The sequence below is a fragment of the Pseudomonas sp. S35 genome (assembly GCF_009866765.1).
In the GTDB taxonomy this organism is placed as follows: Bacteria; Pseudomonadota; Gammaproteobacteria; order Pseudomonadales; family Pseudomonadaceae; genus Aquipseudomonas.
In genome coordinates, this window is the sequence record NZ_CP019431.1 from 907,717 (window position 1) to 927,443 (window position 19,727).

The following is a 19,727-nucleotide window of genomic DNA, read 5'->3' on the forward strand; positions in this document are numbered from 1 at the left end:
TCAGGTATTGGCTGAGCAACGCATCGGCCAGAACACGGAAGTCACTTTGCATTTTGCACTGCGCCTGGAGAATGGCGACACGGTCGACAGTACGTTCGACAAAGCCCCGGCGACCTTCAAGGTCGGCGACGGCAACCTGCTGCCGGGTTTCGAAGCAGCCCTGTTCGGTTTCAAGGCCGGCGACAAGCGCACCCTGCAGATCCTGCCGGAAAACGCTTTTGGCCAGCCTAACCCACAAAACGTGCAGATCATCCCGCGTTCGCAGTTCCAGGATATGGACCTGTCGGAAGGCCTGCTGGTGATTTTCAATGATGCGGCGAATACCGAGTTGCCTGGCGTGGTAAAAACCTTCGATGACGCGCAAGTGACCATCGACTTCAACCATCCGTTGGCCGGTAAAACCTTGACGTTTGACGTTGAAATCTTCGACGTTAAAGCGCTCTAACAGAAGATTCCGGCCTATTGTGGTGTAGGGCTTGTTGTAGTGAGGGAGCAAGCTCCCTCACCACAAAGCGCACATCCACAGGGCAAGACACGAGGCACAGCATGCAAATCAAACTCGCCAACCCCCGTGGCTTCTGCGCCGGCGTGGACCGGGCGATCGAAATCGTCAATCGCGCCCTGGAAGTCTTCGGGCCGCCGATTTACGTGCGCCATGAAGTCGTTCATAACAAGTTCGTGGTCGAAGACCTGCGTGCACGTGGCGCGATCTTTGTCGAAGAGTTGGACCAGGTGCCGGACGACGTTATCGTTATCTTCAGTGCCCACGGCGTTTCCCAAGCCGTGCGTACCGAAGCGGCAGGTCGCGGCCTGAAGGTATTCGACGCGACGTGCCCGTTGGTCACCAAGGTCCATATCGAAGTTGCTCGCTACAGTCGTGACGGCCGTGAGTGCATCTTGATCGGGCATGCCGGACATCCGGAAGTCGAAGGCACCATGGGCCAGTACGATGCCAGCAATGGTGGCGCCATCTACCTGGTAGAAGACGAAAAGGACGTCGCCAACCTGCAGGTTCGTAATGCCGATCGTTTGGCGTTCGTGACCCAGACGACCTTATCCATGGACGATACCAGCCGCGTTATTGACGCGCTGCGCAGCCGGTTCCCGGCCATTGGCGGCCCGCGCAAGGACGACATCTGTTATGCCACGCAGAATCGCCAGGACGCGGTTAAGCAGTTGGCCAATGAATGCGATGTAGTGTTGGTGGTAGGTAGCCCTAACAGCTCAAACTCCAACCGCTTGCGCGAACTGGCTGAGCGCATGGCGACGCCGGCGTATCTGATCGACGGTGCCGAAGACATGCAGCGCAGCTGGTTCGATGGCGTCGAGCGTATCGGCATCACTGCAGGCGCTTCAGCCCCGGAAGTGCTGGTGCGTGGTGTCATCCAGCAACTGCACGCCTGGGGAGCCACTGGCGCCGACGAATTGGCCGGACGTGAGGAGAACATCACTTTCTCCATGCCCAAGGAGTTGCGGGTTCGCTCACTGCTCTGAGTGCCAGGGCGCCGGAGTAGCTCCGGCACAGCGCCTGCTCGGTTTTATCGCTGCGCAGGCTGATGCGTCCACTGGGGGCCAGCACTACCTGGTACAGGCTTTGTGCCGGGGCCGCGGCGCACACATGCACCGTACCGGCACGAAAACCCCCTCCTGAAAATACCGGTTCACCTAACCCGCTGAAGCGCACCTGTTCCCTGACCGGTCCATTGCCGATTATCGGTACGCGGCCGTTGCCTTGGTGCTCCAGCAATACCGGGTTGTCATCGTCCAGGTGGCCGCGCCCGCTCACATCCACTATCACCCGCCAGCCTTGGCTCCAGTCGTTATCGCGTGCGTGGATGACCACGGCTCGGTTGCGCGCGATGGCTTCGGTGCGGGCGAAACGAAGCCCGCCGGCCAGCGATTGTGCCGCGCTGCGCTGCTGTTGCGATTCTAAAAGGCTTTTGAAGCTGGGCACCGCCAAGTGCGCCATGACGCTGCTCAGTATAAGAGCGAGCAACAACTCGATCAGCGTGAAGCCTTGTTGTTTCATGGGGTCCCTCCGTGGACGCGAGTGAATGCCGGGTGAGACATAGGTATAGCGTCCAGGCCTCAGCCTTGAGTGATGGCCTTTATGTCCAAAGTATTTCCCTTTGTTCCGTGAGCCGCACGGGCGAAAAACCGCCGCTAGGCTAGGGTCGAGCAGCAGGTACTACCTGCTTATTTTCGATCTTCGACACGGATGACGACGGTAATGCCCCGCAACCTGAACACTTGTTCCTGCTACCCGTTACTCCGGCTCCAGACCGGCATGACGCTGATCGAGGTGCTTGTGGCGGTACTGATTCTCGCTGTCGGCCTACTAGGTGCGGCAGTACTTCAGCTCAATTCGCTCAAGCACACCGACAATTCGAGGATGATCAGCCAGGCCAGTTTCATCGCCTACGATGTGCTCGACCGAATCCGCGCCAACTCTGGCGCCGACTATTCATGGGGTGGAGCTGATCGAGTCCTGGCCATTCCTGCCACCGCCAGCGTACGCGACCTGGACTTGCACGATTTCGAAGCCAATATCCTTGGCTTTGCAGGGGAGGGCGCCAAGGGATCGGTGACTGTCAGTGCAAGCGAAGTAACTGTGAGTATCAGTTGGGATGACCGCCGGGCGGCCAATACCCCTGGCACGCGGGAAACCTTCACGCTGACCAGCCGTATCGACAGGGCGTCAGGTGGTATGCAATGAGGCCGCTGGTTCGAGGTTTCAGTTTGGTGGAGTTGCTGCTGGCGCTGACGCTCGGGCTGGTTGTGGTGCTCGGGGGCAGTCAGGTGATGATGAGTTCGCGAGCGACTCACGCCAGCCAGCAAGCGGCCATGCTGTTGCAGGATGATGCACGTTTTGTGTTGGGCAAGATGATCCAGGATATCCGTCAGGCGGGCATGTTTGGGTGTTTGGCCACGGCCTTTATCCACAACGCTCCTCCAGCCTTTGGGCGGCCTGTCGGGTGGAGTGCCGCAGGCGGATCGAAATCGCTGACGCTGGTCACTGCAGATGTTGGTGGCGAAGTCGGCAGGCCAGACTGGACGGTGCTGTCTGACTGCACAACGGCCGCCCAAGCCTATCCCGGCAGCTTGCCTGCGTCCGCGCCCGGGCAGATTCGGTTTGCGATACGCCAACTCACCTATACCTTCGAGTCGGGCCAGTTGAAGGTCAGCACACCTGCGATGCCGGCCAAGGCGGTGCTGGTGGATAACGTGCGGGCGTTTGACCTCAGTTTTGGCGTGGCTGCCAGGTCAGAGTCGACGCAGGTGGTGCGTTACGACGAAGCCCCGGCCGACGAGACGTTGATCCGCAGCGTGCGCGTTCGCATGACACTGCAAGACCCGGCGGGACGGGTAAAAGACCAAACTTACAACGTCGTGGCGACGCTGCGCAACCGTCAGGGGTAGGGCGATCATGGTGTATGCAGGACGTATTTTTTCGCGACAGGCGGGCATGGTGCTGTTGGTCAGCCTGGTGCTTCTGCTGCTGTTGTCCTTGATTGGTTTGTCGTCGATACAAGGCGCTGTGGCCCAGCAAAAAATCACCGGCAGCTTCTGGCATCGCAACCAATCCCTTCAAAGTGCTGAAGGCGGCTTGAGGCTGGGGGAGCAGGTCGTGCAGCGAACGGGTACGGCGTTGCCGAAGTGTTCGTCGAGCATTACCTGTGCGCCGCCGGATGAGGCGTTCTCAGTGATTGGCGCCGGGACAAATCCCTCTTCGGCGGTCACCTGGGTTGCCGTCAAGGGCGCGTTGTACGGCATTCAATCCCTGGGGCCTGGCATCGGACTGGCGAATTTACCGCCACAAACACCTGCGGCGTTGTACCGGGTAACGGCGGTCGGACTCAGTGGTCAATCGCGCACAGTATTGGAGACTGTATATGCGCGGGTGGAAGAGGGTGGTATCTCCTGGTTTCAGCGAGTGGCATGGCGGCAACTTCAATAAGGAGCAGTGAGATGGGCATGGACAGCCGAGGCTTCACCCTGATCGAGTTACTGATCGTCGTGGCGATCATCGCGGTGGTAGCCGGGGTTGCTTACCCCGGATACACCAGCCATGTAAAAAAGATCTACCGTGGCGAAATTGTCGTGCTGCTGACGGAGCAAGCTCAACACCTGGAGCGGTTTTATACGAGGAACGGCACTTTTATTGATGCAGGCGGCGTCAGTGCGGGCAATGATCGCTATAGAATCACGGTTGCGTTGAACCCTCAGGATTTCAAGCTTACAGCTGCGCCGATCGCGGACTCAGCGATGGCCGGCGACCCTTGCGGCGACTTCAGCCTGAGCAGTACCGGCGTGCGGGACAATCCGGGCGCGGCGCCTGAAATGTCGCGCCGGATATGCTGGGGGCAGTGATGAGGGCGGGATGACTGGGCGCCGTGTGCGCTTGTTCCTATTTATTGGCTGGATCAAATGATGGCTAAGCAACAGCGGGTGGTGATTGTCGGTGGCGGAGTCATCGGCTTGTTGACGGCGTACAACCTGGCGCGCCAGGGGCAGGCGGTGGTACTGCTGGAGCGTGCGGGTGTAGGTAAGGAGTCATCCTGGGCAGGCGGAGGCATTGTCTCGCCGCTGTATCCGTGGCGTTACAGTCCGGCGGTCACTGCGCTGGCACATTGGTCCCAGGATTTTTATCCACAACTGGCGGAGCGGCTTTTCGCCGATACCGGCATCGATCCTGAGGTGCATACCACAGGCTTGTACTGGCTTGATCTTGACGACGAAACCGAGGCGCTGGACTGGGCGGCCCGCGAAGCACGTCCGCTGAGCAAAGTGGATGTGTCTGCTGCTCACGATGCGGTTCCGGTGCTGGGAGGCGGTTACTCCCGGGCGGTCTACATGGCCAATGTGGCCAACGTACGCAACCCTCGTTTGGTCAAATCCCTCAAGGCGGCGCTGTTAGCGCTGCCTGGCGTAACCGTTCACGAGCAGTGTGAAGTCACCGGGTTTGTTCTGGACGGCGGCAATGTGGTGGGTGTGAATATGGCAGAGGGGCAGATTCTGGGGGATCAGGTGGTGCTGGCTGCGGGCGCGTGGAGCGGTGAGTTGCTCGCCACGTTGGGCTTGGCGCTGCCGGTGGAGCCGGTCAAGGGGCAGATGATTTTGTACAAGTGCGCCTCGGACTTCCTTTCGAGCATGGTCCTGGCCAAGGGGCGTTATGCCATCCCCCGACGCGACGGGCATATCCTCATCGGCAGCACTCTGGAGCATGAGGGGTTCGACAAAACACCCACCGAAACGGCGCTGGAAAGCCTCAAGGCCTCGGCTGTGGAACTGATTCCCGCCCTGGCCGATGCCGAAGTGGTGGGGCATTGGGCGGGGTTGCGGCCTGGCTCACCGGAAGGTATTCCCTATATCGGCCCGGTGCCCGGTTTCAAAGGGCTGTGGCTCAACTGCGGGCATTATCGCAACGGCTTGGTACTGGCGCCGGCGTCCTGTCAGTTGTTTGCAGATCTGTTGCTGGCGCGTGCGCCGATCATCGATCCGGCACCCTATGCGCCTGAAGGTCGGATCAACGTTGAATAGACTTCGGCCCTAGTTCCAGATGCGCCTGCGTGCAATACCACTCCTGGCGCGAGCTTAGGGCGCGATCCTGCGGCAGGTGCACGCCGCAGTGTGCGCAGCGCACCATCAGGGCTGCACCGGGTTCGTCAGGGCGCCGCTGCTGGGTGGCCGGGCTTTTGAATTTACGCCAGAACCATACCGCGGCCGCAATGACAGCTATCCAGAATAGAAGACGAAGCATGATGAGCAGTTTCTCGACAGGTAATGCGCCAGTTTAGCCAAGGACGTGGCGGGCGCACAGCGCAATAATGCTGGCCCACAAAAAAGAGAGCCCTAGGGGCTCCCTTTTTGCATTGCGTGTCGACAGGTCAGTCGAACACGCCGAAGGTCATGTAGCTGAACCACGAGCGGTCCTGGTTGTTGCCCAGGGCCTGTGGCTCTTCTTCTTCGATCACGTCACCGTTCTCGTCGTGCGGCTTGAGCTCCGAAGGAATGGCTTCCTTGGCGTCCTGGAACTGCTTGATCACGTCCTGGTTGGCGCGGGTCTCGCCTGGCGGCAACGGTGGGCGCGATTCGATCAGGCCCAGGGTGTATTTGCTCAGCCACGAACGGTTGTCTGCTTCGGCAACCTGAGGCACGAACTGACCGTCTTTCAGGCTTGGGTGATCCGGGTAGTTGAGCTTCAGGGTTTCCAGGCTGGTGTTGGCCAGTTCGTCCAGATGCAGACGCTGGTAAGCCTCGGTCATCACCGCCAGGCCGTCACCCACGGAAGGGGTTTCCTGGAAGTTCTCCACCACATAACGACCACGGTTGGCAGCCGCTACATACGCCTGACGGGTCAGGTAGTAGTGGGCTACGTGGATTTCGTAGGAGGCCAGCAGGTTGCGCAGGTAGATCATGCGCTGCTTGGCGTCTGGCGCGTAGCGGCTGTTGGGGTAGCGGCTGGTCAGTTGGGCGAACTCGTTATAGGAGTCGCGGGCTGCGCCCGGGTCGCGCTTGGTCATGTCCAGCGGCAGAAAGCGCGCCAGCAGGCCAACGTCCTGGTCGAACGAAGTCAAACCCTTCAGGTAGTAGGCGTAGTCGACATTCGGGTGCTGCGGGTGCAGGCGGATGAAGCGCTCGGCGGCGGACTTGGCGGCTTCCGGCTCAGCGTTCTTGTAGTTGGCGTAGATCAGCTCAAGCTGGGCCTGGTCGGCGTAGCGTCCGAACGGATAACGCGACTCCAGTGCCTTCAGCTTCGCTGTGGCGCTGGTGTAGCTATTATTGTCCAGATCTTTCTGAGCCAGTTGGTACAACTCGACTTCGCTCAGGTTTTCGTCGACGACGTCCTTTGTTGACGAGCAAGCAGCAGTCATGGCGAGGATGGCGATCAGCAGCAGGTGTTTCACTTGCATGGCGGCTTGCGTCCCTATGACGGCCGCTGTCTTGGGCGGGGCCGTCCTGTTATGATGAGCGCCCCGTTGAAAGCCTCGGGGCAAAAGACGCCGTATTTAACCACAAGCGCGCAGCCGAAACCAAAGGCTGTGCCACGCCTAGTCTGAGCATGTCCGATAAAATTGAACTTCGCGCAGAGGTGCCGTCCGAATTGGGCGGCCAACGCCTCGATCAAGTCGCCGCACAATTATTCGCTGAGCACTCGCGCTCGCGCCTTTCCGCCTGGATCAAAGACGGCCGCCTGACTGTGGATGGAGCGGTTATCCGCCCGCGAGACATAGTTCATGGTGGTGCGATTCTTGAGCTGACTGCCGAGCAGGAAGCCCAGGGAGAATGGGTCGCCCAGGACATTGAGCTGGATATCGTCTATGAAGACGACGACATCCTGGTCATCAACAAACCCGCAGGCCTGGTGGTTCACCCGGCGGCCGGGCACGCTGATGGCACCTTGCTCAATGCCCTGTTGCACCACATCCCGGACATCATCAACGTGCCGCGCTGCGGCATTGTGCACCGTCTGGACAAGGACACCACTGGCCTGATGGTGGTCGCCAAGACCATTCAGGCGCAGACGCAGTTGGTTACGCAATTGCAGAGCCGTAGCGTCAGCCGGATCTACGAGTGCATCGTGATTGGCGTGGTTGTCGCGGGTGGCAAGATCAACGCCCCCATCGGCCGCCACGGCCAGCAGCGCCAGCGCATGGCGGTAATGGAGGGCGGCAAGCAGGCCGTGAGCCACTACCGTGTGCTGGAGCGTTTCCGTTCCCACACTCACGTGCGGGTCAAGCTGGAAACCGGTCGTACCCACCAGATTCGTGTGCACATGGCCCACATCAACTTCCCGTTGGTCGGTGACCCTGCCTACGGTGGGCGCTTCCGTATTCCGCCTGCGGCCAGCCAGACCATGGTTGAGTCGCTCAAGACGTTCCCGCGCCAGGCACTGCATGCACGCTTCCTGGAACTGGATCATCCGACGAGCGGTCAGCGCATGAGCTGGGAGTCGCCACTGCCGGACGATTTTGTCTGGTTGCTGTCGCTGCTCAAGCAGGATCGCGAGGCGTTTGTCGGATGAGTAACTGGCTGATACCTGACTGGCCCGCGCCCGCTCGGGTAAAGGCCTGCGTTACCACCCGTGCGGGCGGTGTCAGTCTGGCGCCGTTCGACAGCCTCAACCTGGGCGATCACGTCGAGGACAGCCTGGACGCCGTCCTTGAAAATCGCCGTCGTCTTAGCGACGCGTTTGAGATCAAGCCGGCCTGGCTGCGCCAAGTCCATGGCGTGAGCGTGGTCGAGGCCGACCCTGGCCGCACGGCTGAAGCCGATGGCAGTTGGACCCGTACCCCAGGCATCGCCTGCACCGCCATGACTGCCGATTGCCTGCCCGCGCTGTTCTGCAACCGTGCGGGGACTCGCGTCGCAGCGGCCCATGCCGGTTGGCGTGGGTTGGCGGCTGGCGTGCTGGAAGCCGCTTTCGAAAGCCTGGATTGCGAGCCTGCCGACGTACTGGTCTGGCTGGGCCCGGCAATCGGTCCGCAAGCCTTTGAAGTCGGCCCGCAAGTGCTTGAAGCCTTCGTGCAGCAACTGCCGATCACGGCTGAAGCCTTTGTGCCGAGTCGTAACCCCGGCAAGTTCATGGCCGACATCTATCAACTGGCACGCCTGCGCCTCGCCGCACGGGGTGTTGCGGCGGTTTACGGTGGCGGTTTCTGCACCGTGACCGACCCGCGCTTCTTTTCTTACCGGCGCAGCCCGCGCACCGGTCGATTCGCCTCCCTTATCTGGCTCGAACGCTAGACTCTCCTGACTTACGTCAACTGCCCGTGGCTTGAATCTTCCAGAATCCACCCCATCTATAAGGGTATCTGGCAGGTTTCTTCATTCAGGAATGTTTTATAGCTCCGGCCTGCTCAAAAGGAAGGTGACTAAATGCGTATTGATCGTTTAACCAGCAAATTACAGTTGGCGTTGTCGGACTCCCAATCGTTGGCGGTGGGTCTTGACCACCCTGCCATCGAGCCTGCTCACTTGATGCAGGCGCTCCTGGAGCAGCAGGGTGGTTCTATCAAGCCCTTGCTGATGCAGGTGGGCTTTGACATCAACAGCCTGCGCAAGGAATTGAGCAAAGAGCTCGACCAACTGCCGAAAATCCAAAACCCGACCGGCGACGTGAACATGTCGCAGGATCTGGCGCGCCTGCTCAATCAGGCCGACCGGCTGGCCCAGCAGAAAGGTGACCAGTTCATCTCCAGCGAACTGGTGCTGCTCGCCGCCATGGACGAAAACAGCAAGCTTGGCAAGTTGCTGCTGGGCCAGGGGGTGAGCAAGAAGGCCCTGGAGAATGCCATCAACAACCTGCGTGGTGGCGACGCGGTAAACGACCCTAACCACGAGGAGTCGCGCCAGGCCCTGGACAAGTACACCGTCGACCTGACCAAGCGCGCCGAAGAAGGCAAGCTGGATCCGGTAATCGGCCGTGACGATGAAATCCGTCGCACCATCCAGGTCCTGCAGCGTCGCACCAAGAACAACCCGGTGCTGATCGGTGAGCCTGGCGTGGGTAAAACCGCGATTGCCGAGGGCCTGGCCCAGCGCATCATCAATGGTGAAGTGCCGGATGGCCTCAAGGGCAAACGCCTGCTGTCCCTGGACATGGGGTCGCTGATCGCCGGTGCCAAGTTCCGTGGCGAGTTCGAAGAGCGCCTGAAATCCTTGCTGAATGAACTGTCGAAGCAGGAAGGGCAGATCATTCTGTTTATCGACGAGTTGCACACCATGGTCGGCGCCGGTAAAGGCGAGGGCTCCATGGACGCCGGCAACATGCTCAAGCCAGCCTTGGCGCGGGGCGAGTTGCATTGTGTTGGTGCAACGACGCTCAACGAGTACCGCCAATATATAGAGAAGGACGCGGCGCTTGAGCGGCGCTTCCAGAAAGTGCTGGTAGAAGAGCCGAGCGAAGAAGACACCATTGCGATCCTGCGTGGCCTGAAAGAACGCTATGAGGTCCACCATAAGGTGGCGATCACTGACGGGGCGATCATTGCGGCGGCCAAATTGAGCCATCGCTATATCACCGACCGCCAGTTGCCGGACAAGGCCATCGACTTGATCGACGAAGCGGCCAGCCGTATTCGTATGGAAATCGATTCCAAGCCGGAAGTGCTCGACCGCCTGGACCGGCGCCTGATTCAACTGAAAGTCGAATCTCAGGCGCTTAAAAAGGAAGAGGACGACGCGGCGAAGAAACGCCTGGAAAAACTCCAGGAGGAAATCGTGCGTCTGGAACGCGAGTATTCAGACCTTGAAGAGATCTGGACCTCGGAAAAAGCTGAGGTGCAGGGCTCTGCGCAGATCCAGCAAAAGATCGAGCAGTCCCGCCAGGAACTGGAGACAGCACGCCGTAAGGGCGACCTGAACCGCATGGCCGAGTTGCAGTACGGGGTCATTCCGGACCTGGAACGCAGCCTGCAAATGGTTGATCAGCACGGCAAGCCTGAAAACCAGTTGCTGCGCAGCAAGGTGACCGAAGAAGAAATCGCCGAGGTCGTCTCGAAGTGGACCGGTATCCCGGTGTCGAAAATGCTTGAAGGCGAGCGTGACAAGCTGTTGAAGATGGAGCACCTGTTGCACCAGCGCGTGATCGGCCAGGAAGAGGCTGTTGTGGCGGTGTCCAACGCGGTGCGGCGTTCCCGGGCCGGGTTGTCCGACCCGAATCGTCCAAGCGGTTCGTTCATGTTCCTCGGCCCCACCGGTGTGGGTAAGACTGAACTGTGCAAAGCCTTGGCCGAGTTCCTCTTTGATACCGAAGAGGCGATGGTGCGGATCGATATGTCCGAATTCATGGAGAAGCACTCGGTCGCTCGCCTGATCGGCGCACCACCAGGCTACGTGGGGTACGAGGAGGGCGGTTACCTGACGGAAGCCGTGCGGCGCAAGCCTTACTCGGTGATCCTGCTGGATGAGGTCGAGAAGGCGCACCCGGATGTGTTCAACATCTTGCTGCAAGTGCTGGAAGACGGTCGTTTGACGGACAGCCACGGGCGTACGGTGGACTTTCGCAACACGGTGATCGTAATGACCTCCAACTTGGGCTCGTCGCAGATCCAGGAACTGGTAGGGGATCGTGAGGCTCAGCGCGCTGCTGTTATGGATGCGCTGACTACGCACTTTCGCCCGGAATTCATCAACCGGGTCGACGAAGTGGTGATCTTCGAGCCATTGGCGCGGGATCAGATCGCGGGCATCACCGAGATCCAGTTGGGCCGCTTGCGCGGTCGCCTGGCGGAGCGGGAGCTGTCGCTGGAGCTCAGCCGCGAGGCGTTGGACAAGCTGATCGCGGTCGGTTACGACCCGGTGTATGGCGCACGGCCTTTGAAGCGTGCGATTCAGCGCTGGATCGAGAACCCGCTGGCGCAACTGATCCTGTCGGGCAGTTTCATGCCTGGCACCAGTGTCGAAGCGACGGTGGAAAACGACGAAATCGTCTTTCATTGAGCCTAAATGGCAGGCAAATATGAGAAGGCCCCGCATCGCGGGGCCTTTTTTTTCGATAGGGCGTTGAACTGTAAGGAAAAGGCTTGTAAAGTGCGCCCCGCAGCAACGTCAGCCCACGGGTTTCTTCTCCCCAAGAAGAAATCAGAAAGAAGCGCAAATCATTGTCTTAAAAGCAATTTAAAGGGTTGACAGGGGTTTTTAAGATTGTAGAATAGCGCGCCTCAGAGACGCTAACGTAGCGATACGGACAGGGTCGAAGAGGAAGGTTACAAAGCAGTAAAAGTTGTAAATTTGAAATATGTAGTTCCGTGATAGCTCAGTCGGTAGAGCAAATGACTGTTAATCATTGGGTCCCAGGTTCGAGTCCTGGTCACGGAGCCAATTTCAAACCGGGGTATAGCGCAGTCCGGTAGCGCGCCTGCTTTGGGAGCAGGATGTCGGGAGTTCGAATCCCCCTACCCCGACCATATTTGGGTCGTTAGCTCAGTTGGTAGAGCAGTTGGCTTTTAACCAATTGGTCGTAGGTTCGAATCCCACACGACCCACCATTTTTGAGACCAGTTAGCGCTGGAATCAAATCTTAGGATCAGAGGTTGAAGCTCTGATCAAGGCGGTTTTACGGTTTTGGAAAGTGTTACAGCACTTAGATATCGCCGTAGACATGCAGCCGTCTGAGGCGAACATTAGTTTCGCTTCGTAATGATGTCAATGTGCATCGGTTTTCCGCTGCACATTCCGGGGTATAGCGCAGTCCGGTAGCGCGCCTGCTTTGGGAGCAGGATGTCAGGAGTTCGAATCCCCTTACCCCGACCATTATTCAAGAAAAAAGGCGCCTTTATGGCGCCTTTTTTCGTTTGTGGATCAGATAGATATCTCGAATCTGCTAACCCGGTTGATTTTGTCCGCTAATTATTTGACAGGCACGCGAAAGCCTCTGGTTATCCAGAGCTCGCTACTGCGGTGCGGCTTGACCTAGGTGTCGTGCTATGGAGACGCCCGGGAGAACGATGTGCTTCCCATCGATCTCTCAGATTGGGTGCGTTTCCGGAATGTGCCGACGCCTAGCCCGCTTGCCATTAGCGTTAACAACAGATTCTGATCTATCTGATCTGATGGCGAATCTGTGGCAGATTCCATTGAGCCGCTATGTAGTTGTGCCGATGCGAACTCAAGAGCCTTCCTAAGCGCACTTGGGCCACTCGATCTGCTAGGTCTATCAATTATGACCTCTTCGATAGCCGCCTGTTGTTGTGGAGGCTGCAACGTTGTGGGCTTTGGATCGGCAATTTTTCGCGAAGGCAATCTTATTTGAGCGGAAGGGGCTGTAATGGCTGAAGTCGGTGGTGTACCGCTTGAATCAACCCTTCTAACTCGGCTTAAAGCACCCTGAGCCAGACTTCTCTCGTGCAGAACAGCACGCATGTGGTCGTAGTCGACTTCGATGTAGTTCATCGTCGTTGCAATATTTGAGTGGTTCAGCAGACTTTTGGTGAGATGAATGTTCCGCTCTGGTTGTTTCATCAAGTCCGTGGCGAGGGTGTGCCTAAAGCGGTGAGGGGTCATCCGCACGCCGATTTTATCGGTGAGCTTGCGGTAGATCGACTCAACCTGATCGATGTTCATTTCCTTACCGTGATAGTGCCTCGAAAATCGGTTGACGTTAAACAGCTGATCGTCCGGTGAAAAACCTATCTTCTCCGCTTCTCCCAGGATTCTGCAAAGGTGTGGAGCAAGTCCCTCCATGATGGGTAGGAAAAACTCGCGATGGGTTTTCTCTGTTTCACCGCGAACTAGGATCATCTTGTTGTCCCAGTCGATATCCTTGTAGCGAAGGCATAGCAGGGCATTTAATCGAATACCGGTGTAATAAAACATCTCGAAAACGGCTAGCCAGAACCAAGCTGGTGTTATCTGGGTACGCTCTTGAGTACAGCGCTCTTGCCCAACAAGAGATGTGAGCCAGTTGCGAGCTCGTTGTATTGCTTCTCCATTGATTGTCTTACTGGCTCGTTTGGGTGGAACAACGCTTGTTTTTCTGAATGGATTGATCGTGGTGTGGGTCATCAGGCCGTGCTCAATTGCATAGCCCCAAACAGTACGCAGATGATTCGAATAGGTGTTCCAGCTTCGTTTGGATAATCCATTCTCAAGAATCTTCTTTCTCCATGCCAGTACCGCGCGATGATCAATCTCCTCAATCGGAGTTGTTCGGAAATGTTTAAGTAATGCTTTGGTCGATGCACGATAGATCTTCGCACTAGCTTCGCGAAGGTCGTGAGCAAATATGTACTCCTCCGTTAACTTTAAAGGCGTGGTCATTCTGGCGATTCCAACATTTCTGATTTCAGAGACAAGCTTAAGTTGTCGAAGGGGACTTCAGAGAAAATCGTAAGCGGGTCAATAAGTAAGTACCCCTTGAGCTGCTTGGATTTTCGAGGCCCAACAACATTGCATGTCCAGATATTCAGGTGTTTTTCAGTTTTTTTATGGAGTTTCAGCTTCTCAAAACTCCGCTGAACCATCTGCCAAGCATTTACCTGCTGTGCTTTCGCCTGCAGTTCAATGTGAGGGAACTCCAGGACATAACGCTTGAATATTCCAGGCGTTACCAGCATGGCAGTCCCCGCCACCGTATGAACCTGTGCTTTGGCGTCATTTATGATGATGCTTCGGGATGCGATGCCTTTTTTAAGCCATTCAACAAATCCCTTACCGAAATCGGTGTTATTCCTTGGCATCGATGTTACTTCTATTGGAGTTGCGAGTGGCGAGACCCCTTCATTGGCGCGCATGCAAGGCTGAGAATCATCCAGTTGAAGGGGGGCGGTGTGTGCCGCTGAGACATTATGGTTATCATTGCTTGCTAGTGGCTCTTTGATATTACCAAGGAGGGCCAGTAGTTCGTCAAATTCAGCGGGATCGCTGGAAGAAGGCTGCGGGAGGTCAAATGGTATTGTTTCTGCCGGTGCTAAATCTGTTTGCGCCCCGTTAGATTTAACGTCTAGGGGCAAGGTCTCTGGTCGCTTGGAGATGCTGCTTCCCGCCGAAGACTCTTCTCCCGAATTGCCCGCTTCTACCTCAAGGGTGCCAGCGTATGCAGTTGGTCGATCGGTGGGATCAATCCAGATCAGTGCCGGCGAAAGCTTCAACAGAGTGAAGGTGTTTCGCCAGCCGCGACCATTGTCGATCGTGGCCTTCCAGATTGCCTTATCTTGGGCATTGGTCTGGATAACCCCCTGATCCTGCAGCATGTTGAAGAAGGGCGCATTCGAGCTGGGCACGCCCTCAACGCCCTGAGTCAGCAAGTAGGCCCGCAATTGATCTGCAATAGGTTTGCTAACCAGCCAAAGAGCATCCTGTGTCAGCCATCCATCAGACGGTCCGTCGGGTTGATTCAATTTGAATGTATCCCGGACCAAGTAGCGCAACCCTTCTGCCAATTGCCGCTGTAAAGACTGCTTGGGCGCGGACAATGCGCGGGCTGGGTTTCCGCCCAGTTCCTGGGCTACAGACGCCTGGTCGGCCTTGACTACTATCTCTCCCAGAATTCCTGCGTGTTCGTATTGACCGGCCAAGACAAAGACTAACTGCGACCACACTTCTGGGAAGTCACTGAGCCAGTCCAAAATCTCCGGGGTGAGGATCTGGGCGTAAATCAGTGCGGCAGCGGCGCCATGTAGCTGGTAGTTACGTCCTTTCACGTAGCGAAAGCGGTAAGGACGGTTAATCGGGCCATGCCACGGGTGCCAGGTTTTACCTCCCTCCAGTTCGATGTGCACGTCGACGGCAATCTTGCCGAGGTCGTGTATCAGAGCCCCATAAGCTGCTGCGGCAGTCCATGCTTCGGCCTGAGCGGATTGAGATTCCGGTGGCGCGCCTATGGGGAGCAGGTAGGTCTGTCGAATCTTCAGGGCGTAGGCGACGATCTCAAGCCCGTGATCCAGCATGCCGCCAGGGTGTGCATGGTGGTGGTTCTGCGAAGCAGGGAGCTGCTGGACCAACTCCGCGTAGCGCTCAAGTGGAAGCCGATAGAGTTCTGCAAATTGTGAGCGGGATAACGATGCTCGCTGCCAGATATTCTCCAGCAGTTTTTGACGACGTGGCGATGCCAGCAGTGTTTGGCTGGAGGCCGGCTGCAAGAAGCCGTTAGGAGAGGGGCCTTGGGCGGGTAGCGCTTTTTTGCGACGGAAAATAGAGAACATCGCTTGCTCCATAATTGACTTATGGGGCGGGCTTTTCGCCTATCTGGCGGGTAGTGAACAAGGTAAAAGTAACATTAGTGGTCGCAGGTATTTCTTTGGCTATTTGCCACCTTTTGACGGGGCGAGAGTGAATATTCTCTAGCGGTGACGCAATGGCGTCGTGCAGCCTTTTGCTTTTCCCCGCTGACGGCGGCCCTTTCGGGTAGGGCTCTTACCCTTGTGAACCATTCCATTCGCTCTGGCAGACCCTTTTACCTTTTGGGCCATTTTTGCTGCAGGCAGTGAGGCGATGCCTCTGGTGCAGTAAGGCTGGCCGTTTGTCCAGTAGTCTTGCGGCAGAGCAGAATCAGGATTATAACTAATGTCAACTCGCCTTTAGATCGAGCAGGAAAGGAGACGCTTAATGACCACACATACCTCTCAGGGAGTCGCAGGCCGGTTGGGCTATGCCTTGGGTGTTATCGTGCGCGCCGTTTGGTTCAGTCAGAACCGCACACTGCGTTGGGTCAAGCGTGTGGCCCTGATCGCAGCGGCGGTGTTTTATTCAGCAGGTTTGTTCCACTGGGTTGCAAGTTTGTTTATGGCACTTTTAACCGCCGGGCTCGTTTTGCTTGCGTTGGTTAAAGGAGATTCTTCTTCCTTGAAGATGAGTCAAGATGAATTATCTGGCCAGGATGACGGCTTTCGATATGGCCTGTATGGCTATGGTCAGTACTTGAATGGTGTTCGTACTGACGCAGAAGAGGAATGATCAAGGCAACTTATAGTTTTCTTAATCATTCCCGATTCATCTCAGTTTTTTCTTCCAGCCACATCAACTACCGCTTGCTTAGCTAGGCCTCCCCCCTGAGCCCCGGCTTTTTGAACTCCGTCAGTACCGGTTTGCAATCCGCCTAGAACTGAACCCGCTTTTATGCCCGCCCAACCCAGTGCTCCTACCCAAAATACTGGGAGGATGATGAACATCGCCCCCATCACGAAGTTCAAGATCGCGTCTTGAGTAGTGGCGTTTAACCCCATTACTGGATCAAATGATAAGTGCGGCGAGCCCGAACCATACAAGGCATCCAAGATCGTGGTGTCGATCCACCTGGCCAGTTGAAACCAGAAGTCGACGAAAATTAGTGCAAAAAACACAACCGTTAATGTCATGGCAACCTGCAGTTGATAGGCGCCGACAATCAGTACCAGCGGTATGCAAATCACCATGGCCATCTTCAAGAATGCCATCACCATCGGTAACGCCTGACGAACCATGTCCATAGCTGGGAAATAGGCCATTGACCCTAATGCAACGCCTAGAGTCCCAGCAGCCCGGGCGGCGCCATTCCACACGGTTCCGTTGATTTGCCCGCCGTAGTCCGAATATACATCTCCTTTCACTTGATTCGACGGTGAGACCAGTTGCCGAACAAGCGAGTCGGTTACGTCTTCAGGTGACAACCACTTGGCCCAGCCGAGCATCCTGGTCATCAGGTCTGGCGATACTTGAGCCTTGATACGATCTCGCAGCCCCACTCCGCTATCGGACCACCATTGCTTGCAGGTTGGGTATCCGCCGCCGCCGCTCACTTGCGGTAAAGCCACATCGCGGGTTGAGTTGTACGGCCAAGAGGCTCTTGGTGTCTTAGAGTAGTCGGTGTCGTAGTAACCCGAGGTGTTAAGTAAGAAGTGCGAGCCGATCCAACTTAGATCCTCCAAGAACTTTGGATCATCGGCTTTCGCGCCCAGATCAGGTTGACGCATGAAGAGTCGTGCGCGGGAGGGGCCATAGCAGTCATGGGTAAAGTCACCGATTTCCTGAGCCAGTAATGGGTTATTGATTTTGGTGTTGTTCACATCCATACGAACTTGCCGCAAATCGGTTCCGCAAGGAATTGCTGCTACAGCACCGCTTGTTAACCCCTTCGACAGGGCATGCATAAAGGCCCACCACATGGGCATTTGTGCGCTCTTACCTGCCAGTGTACTGAATGTTGTGTTCCAGCCTGTATCGGATGGTTTAGGTAAGTTGTACTGGCACTGCTGAGCTCTGCTTTGATCAAATGCCAAGGTATCAAAGCTCACATTGACAGCTGGTACAGCGAAGAATGCGACGACGATGTAGCCCACGTAAATCTGGGTCTCGATCCGGGCCAGTGAAAGTACCCCTTTGTTGCCCTCATCAGCCCCTTCACCCCGCACCTTCAGCCATTCTCGAATAACAATGATGCAGAAGGGCAGGGCGAACAAGCCGGTGTCAGAAATCATGTCCCAGATGCCGTTGTTGATGATCCAGCCCACCAGCGTGAGGTAGTACTCCAGATAGTCATTGGTGTAGAGCGTCATTGGATGCCTCCACTGGGGAAAAACGCTTTGCTCAGTTCGATCATGACAAACAGCAGCACAATCATAATCTCTAACCTCCTGAGCCCCTTTCTGGCCTCAGTCCGTTTAGATTTGGATAATTGCGCTTTGAGCTTGAGCCAGCTCACGACAAGGAAGGCGTAGACCACCAGGCGCCAGGTAGCGAGGGTCCAGTAATGGTCGGTACGCCAGGCTTGCCATTGTTCAGCACTTTCGAACACGCTCATCAAGATGGCACTGAGTAGTACCATGAGAGCGGTAGCTGAGAGCAATGTGCCCAGAACCAACATAATGCACCGCACGACTCGTCGAGTCTGTGAACGGCCGGGCATGGTCACGGGATCCTGAGAATCGGTCATGGCCTATTTCTCACTGATTGTTCTTCGCGGGTGACTGCAACTGGTCTAATCGATTTGTTTCAGAGGCTCCCTGAGACACGCCACGCGAGTCTTCGGCCCGCGCTTTACCGCGCTCGATGATGGTGAGAGGCGAGTTCTTAGCGAGCTGCTGACGCATATCAAGCTCCATCTTTAGATTGCCTATTTCCTGCTGCAGCGAGGAGCTCTGCTGACCGACTGCCTGGACTGCGAGATCATTAGCTGCGACGTTCGGCTCGCGACTGCCCGCCATCAGCGTGCGCTGCAGGGTCAAGGCTTTCTCCAAGACATCAGAAAGCGCGACTTCGGAGGCAAGCCTGCGAGCAAGCACGTCCTGATCACGCTCGTCCTTGAGGGCCGCCACCACCCCTCGGGTAATGGGCAGGGAGTTACTGCTTGCCGCTTCCAGGTTGTCGACCGACAAGGTTTTGCTTCCGCTCAGCAGCTCCTGCAGAGCCTTCAGCTTGGTGTCGTAAGTTTCCTGGATCAGCGGCGTGAGACCTACGCCTGCGGCTGTAACCGTTTTAGGGCAACTGTCACAGGTCTGCTGTTGCTGTTCCCCCAGCACACGAGTGGCGAAGGTCGTGGCCTCTTGTGGTGATGACCAGACATTGCACACCATGCCATTGTTGCAGTTGTCCTTGCTGATTGAGGATGTATCGCCGGCGGCACGTTTGTTCAGCAGGTTGTAGCCCGCTTTGGTGACGTCCCCCACAATTCGAATAGGTTTCTGACCGGAACCTCCAGCTCGATCCCCCCCAACCCAAGTGACGCCATCGTTGCCACCTTTCTTTTCGACTTGCTCCACAGCAGATACTGCGTCCGTGTTGGATGTCAGCGCCTGGCTCATGGCCTGACCCTCAGCAAGCTTGCCCCAACCCATTTGATTGCCGGCGATATCGGCCATCTTTTCGCCAATGGCGCGGCAAGTGCCTTTGGATCGATCAAAATCCAGTCGGGCCTGCAAGATGCCGTTGGTGATGAGGTTGTACAGCGCCGGGTTTGCGCGTTGGAGAATTAACGCCGGCAGCGAAGCTACGGCGCTGGTGGCGTTCTGTACCACTGAACTCATGATGTTTTGGAATCCCGAAGTGGCCCCATTCAACTGGTTCTGAAGGGTGTTGCTCATACTCATATTTCCGCAGACCAGATTGTTGTTCCAACCGCCGCCAACGGAGATGCTGTCCATGTTGCCGGCGCTACCCATGGTCACGGCGTTACCCCCGCCGATGTTGTACAGCACGTCATCACCAATGACGCTACCGGAGGATGAGACGTTGATTGGATCAGCAGAAAACGCTAGCGCACTGCTCAGGCAGCACATGAGCCCAATTGTTAAGGAGGTGATTTTCATGTT

General features: G+C 56.8%; 19 protein-coding genes and 4 tRNA genes. 15 read left to right on the forward strand and 8 right to left on the reverse strand.

The genetic code is table 11. The features are described 5' to 3' along the window. The first annotated feature begins 7 nt into the window (after positions 1-7). Both fkpB and ispH read left to right on the forward strand, forming a co-directional pair. The gene (gene fkpB, locus PspS35_RS03925) at positions 8-445 is read left to right on the forward strand and encodes an FKBP-type peptidyl-prolyl cis-trans isomerase (protein ID WP_174244855.1); all 438 of its coding nucleotides are present in this window, start codon (positions 8-10) and stop codon (positions 443-445) included. Between the two features lie 101 nt (positions 446-546). Next, positions 547-1,494, forward strand: coding sequence for a 4-hydroxy-3-methylbut-2-enyl diphosphate reductase (ispH, locus tag PspS35_RS03930; protein ID WP_159932867.1), 948 nt, complete (start codon positions 547-549; stop codon positions 1,492-1,494). Here ispH and PspS35_RS03935 read toward each other — a convergent pair. Then, the gene (locus PspS35_RS03935) at positions 1,448-2,029 is read right to left on the reverse strand and encodes a GspH/FimT family protein (protein WP_159932868.1); all 582 of its coding nucleotides are present in this window, start codon (positions 2,027-2,029) and stop codon (positions 1,448-1,450) included. The genes ispH and PspS35_RS03935 overlap by 47 nt on opposite strands. Positions 2,030-2,230: 201 nt before the next feature. Between PspS35_RS03935 and pilV the strand changes: the two genes are divergently transcribed. From pilV to thiO, 5 genes are read left to right on the forward strand one after another with little or no spacing between them, the layout of a single operon-like run. Continuing rightward, positions 2,231-2,716: a type IV pilus modification protein PilV gene (pilV, locus tag PspS35_RS03940; protein WP_159932869.1), complete on the forward strand. Its 486-nt coding sequence runs from the start codon at positions 2,231-2,233 to the stop codon at positions 2,714-2,716. Continuing rightward, positions 2,713-3,420, forward strand: a complete 708-nt coding sequence (locus PspS35_RS03945) for a prepilin-type N-terminal cleavage/methylation domain-containing protein (RefSeq protein WP_159932870.1) — start codon at positions 2,713-2,715, stop codon at positions 3,418-3,420. The genes pilV and PspS35_RS03945 overlap by 4 nt, the downstream gene beginning before the upstream one ends. A 7-nt stretch (positions 3,421-3,427) precedes the next feature. Continuing rightward, complete coding sequence (locus tag PspS35_RS03950) at positions 3,428-3,958, forward strand: PilX N-terminal domain-containing pilus assembly protein (protein WP_159932871.1); 531 nt, start codon at positions 3,428-3,430, stop codon at positions 3,956-3,958. An 11-nt stretch (positions 3,959-3,969) separates the two neighbouring features. Continuing rightward, positions 3,970-4,371 (forward strand): type IV pilin protein, encoded by a 402-nt coding sequence (locus tag PspS35_RS03955; RefSeq protein WP_159932872.1) that lies wholly within the window; start codon positions 3,970-3,972, stop codon positions 4,369-4,371. A gap of 60 nt (positions 4,372-4,431) precedes the next feature. Then, the gene (gene thiO, locus PspS35_RS03960) at positions 4,432-5,541 is read left to right on the forward strand and encodes a glycine oxidase ThiO (RefSeq protein ID WP_159932873.1); all 1,110 of its coding nucleotides are present in this window, start codon (positions 4,432-4,434) and stop codon (positions 5,539-5,541) included. Here thiO and PspS35_RS03965 read toward each other — a convergent pair. Next, a complete protein-coding gene (locus PspS35_RS03965; RefSeq protein WP_159932874.1) occupies positions 5,528-5,761 on the reverse strand; it encodes a PP0621 family protein in 234 nt (77 codons plus the stop codon). The genes thiO and PspS35_RS03965 overlap by 14 nt on opposite strands. Positions 5,762-5,888: 127 nt before the next feature. Continuing rightward, positions 5,889-6,914, reverse strand: coding sequence for an outer membrane protein assembly factor BamD (locus PspS35_RS03970; protein ID WP_159932875.1), 1,026 nt, complete (start codon positions 6,912-6,914; stop codon positions 5,889-5,891). Between the two features lie 149 nt (positions 6,915-7,063). On the opposite strand from PspS35_RS03970, the gene rluD reads away from it, so the two are divergent. The 7 genes from rluD (at position 7,064) to PspS35_RS04005 (ending at position 12,258) form a co-directional block, all read left to right on the forward strand. After that, complete coding sequence (gene rluD / locus PspS35_RS03975) at positions 7,064-8,026, forward strand: 23S rRNA pseudouridine(1911/1915/1917) synthase RluD (RefSeq protein WP_003171668.1); 963 nt, start codon at positions 7,064-7,066, stop codon at positions 8,024-8,026. Further along, positions 8,023-8,748 carry a peptidoglycan editing factor PgeF gene (gene pgeF / locus PspS35_RS03980; protein ID WP_159932876.1) on the forward strand — a complete coding sequence of 242 codons (726 nt, stop codon included), beginning with the start codon at positions 8,023-8,025 and terminating at the stop codon, positions 8,746-8,748. Before rluD ends, pgeF begins: the two co-directional genes overlap by 4 nt. Before the next feature lie 132 nt (positions 8,749-8,880). Next, positions 8,881-11,445, forward strand: a complete 2,565-nt coding sequence (gene clpB / locus PspS35_RS03985; RefSeq protein ID WP_159932877.1) for an ATP-dependent chaperone ClpB — start codon at positions 8,881-8,883, stop codon at positions 11,443-11,445. 305 nt (positions 11,446-11,750) lie between these two features. Continuing rightward, positions 11,751-11,826 (forward strand) — tRNA-Asn (locus tag PspS35_RS03990). 9 nt (positions 11,827-11,835) lie between these two features. Beyond that, a tRNA-Pro gene (locus tag PspS35_RS03995) sits at positions 11,836-11,912 on the forward strand. 5 nt (positions 11,913-11,917) lie between these two features. Next, positions 11,918-11,993 (forward strand) — tRNA-Lys (locus PspS35_RS04000). Positions 11,994-12,181: 188 nt separating this feature from the next. Beyond that, positions 12,182-12,258: transfer RNA gene (locus tag PspS35_RS04005), tRNA-Pro, on the forward strand. 171 nt (positions 12,259-12,429) lie between these two features. Here PspS35_RS04005 and PspS35_RS04010 read toward each other — a convergent pair. Then, the gene (locus PspS35_RS04010) at positions 12,430-13,764 is read right to left on the reverse strand and encodes a site-specific integrase (protein ID WP_159932878.1); all 1,335 of its coding nucleotides are present in this window, start codon (positions 13,762-13,764) and stop codon (positions 12,430-12,432) included. Then, positions 13,761-15,647, reverse strand: coding sequence for a MobH family relaxase (gene mobH, locus PspS35_RS04015; RefSeq protein ID WP_159932879.1), 1,887 nt, complete (start codon positions 15,645-15,647; stop codon positions 13,761-13,763). Before mobH ends, PspS35_RS04010 begins: the two co-directional genes overlap by 4 nt. 403 nt (positions 15,648-16,050) lie before the next feature. Here mobH and PspS35_RS04020 point away from each other — a divergent pair, with 403 nt between their 5' ends. Continuing rightward, on the forward strand, positions 16,051-16,398 hold the full coding sequence (locus PspS35_RS04020; RefSeq protein ID WP_159932880.1) for a hypothetical protein: 348 nt from the start codon (positions 16,051-16,053) through the stop codon (positions 16,396-16,398). A gap of 41 nt (positions 16,399-16,439) precedes the next feature. On the opposite strand, the gene PspS35_RS04025 is transcribed toward PspS35_RS04020, so the two are convergent. From PspS35_RS04025 to PspS35_RS04035, 3 genes are read right to left on the reverse strand one after another with little or no spacing between them, the layout of a single operon-like run. Continuing rightward, complete coding sequence (locus PspS35_RS04025; protein ID WP_159932881.1) at positions 16,440-17,975, reverse strand: conjugal transfer protein TraG N-terminal domain-containing protein; 1,536 nt, start codon at positions 17,973-17,975, stop codon at positions 16,440-16,442. Next, positions 17,972-18,352 (reverse strand): hypothetical protein, encoded by a 381-nt coding sequence (locus PspS35_RS04030; protein ID WP_159932882.1) that lies wholly within the window; start codon positions 18,350-18,352, stop codon positions 17,972-17,974. Before PspS35_RS04030 ends, PspS35_RS04025 begins: the two co-directional genes overlap by 4 nt. 10 nt (positions 18,353-18,362) lie before the next feature. Continuing rightward, positions 18,363-19,724, reverse strand: coding sequence for an integrating conjugative element protein (locus PspS35_RS04035; RefSeq protein WP_159932883.1), 1,362 nt, complete (start codon positions 19,722-19,724; stop codon positions 18,363-18,365). Positions 19,725-19,727: the final 3 nt, after the last annotated feature.

Coding starts and splice junctions, on each gene's coding strand:
- pilV (WP_159932869.1), top strand. CDS start 2,231: ATGCCCCGCAACCTGAACACTTGTTCCTGCTACCCGTTACTCCGGCTC.
- PspS35_RS04010 (WP_159932878.1), bottom strand. CDS start 13,764: ATGACCACGCCTTTAAAGTTAACGGAGGAGTACATATTTGCTCACGAC.
- thiO (WP_159932873.1), top strand. CDS start 4,432: ATGGCTAAGCAACAGCGGGTGGTGATTGTCGGTGGCGGAGTCATCGGC.
- PspS35_RS03965 (WP_159932874.1), bottom strand. CDS start 5,761: ATGCTTCGTCTTCTATTCTGGATAGCTGTCATTGCGGCCGCGGTATGG.
- mobH (WP_159932879.1), bottom strand. CDS start 15,647: ATGTTCTCTATTTTCCGTCGCAAAAAAGCGCTACCCGCCCAAGGCCCC.
- rluD (WP_003171668.1), top strand. CDS start 7,064: ATGTCCGATAAAATTGAACTTCGCGCAGAGGTGCCGTCCGAATTGGGC.
- PspS35_RS04025 (WP_159932881.1), bottom strand. CDS start 17,975: ATGACGCTCTACACCAATGACTATCTGGAGTACTACCTCACGCTGGTG.
- ispH (WP_159932867.1), top strand. CDS start 547: ATGCAAATCAAACTCGCCAACCCCCGTGGCTTCTGCGCCGGCGTGGAC.
- pgeF (WP_159932876.1), top strand. CDS start 8,023: ATGAGTAACTGGCTGATACCTGACTGGCCCGCGCCCGCTCGGGTAAAG.
- PspS35_RS03935 (WP_159932868.1), bottom strand. CDS start 2,029: ATGAAACAACAAGGCTTCACGCTGATCGAGTTGTTGCTCGCTCTTATA.
- PspS35_RS04035 (WP_159932883.1), bottom strand. CDS start 19,724: ATGAAAATCACCTCCTTAACAATTGGGCTCATGTGCTGCCTGAGCAGT.
- PspS35_RS03950 (WP_159932871.1), top strand. CDS start 3,428: ATGGTGTATGCAGGACGTATTTTTTCGCGACAGGCGGGCATGGTGCTG.
- PspS35_RS04020 (WP_159932880.1), top strand. CDS start 16,051: ATGACCACACATACCTCTCAGGGAGTCGCAGGCCGGTTGGGCTATGCC.
- PspS35_RS03970 (WP_159932875.1), bottom strand. CDS start 6,914: ATGCAAGTGAAACACCTGCTGCTGATCGCCATCCTCGCCATGACTGCT.
- PspS35_RS04030 (WP_159932882.1), bottom strand. CDS start 18,352: ATGACCGATTCTCAGGATCCCGTGACCATGCCCGGCCGTTCACAGACT.
- clpB (WP_159932877.1), top strand. CDS start 8,881: ATGCGTATTGATCGTTTAACCAGCAAATTACAGTTGGCGTTGTCGGAC.
- PspS35_RS03955 (WP_159932872.1), top strand. CDS start 3,970: ATGGGCATGGACAGCCGAGGCTTCACCCTGATCGAGTTACTGATCGTC.
- PspS35_RS03945 (WP_159932870.1), top strand. CDS start 2,713: ATGAGGCCGCTGGTTCGAGGTTTCAGTTTGGTGGAGTTGCTGCTGGCG.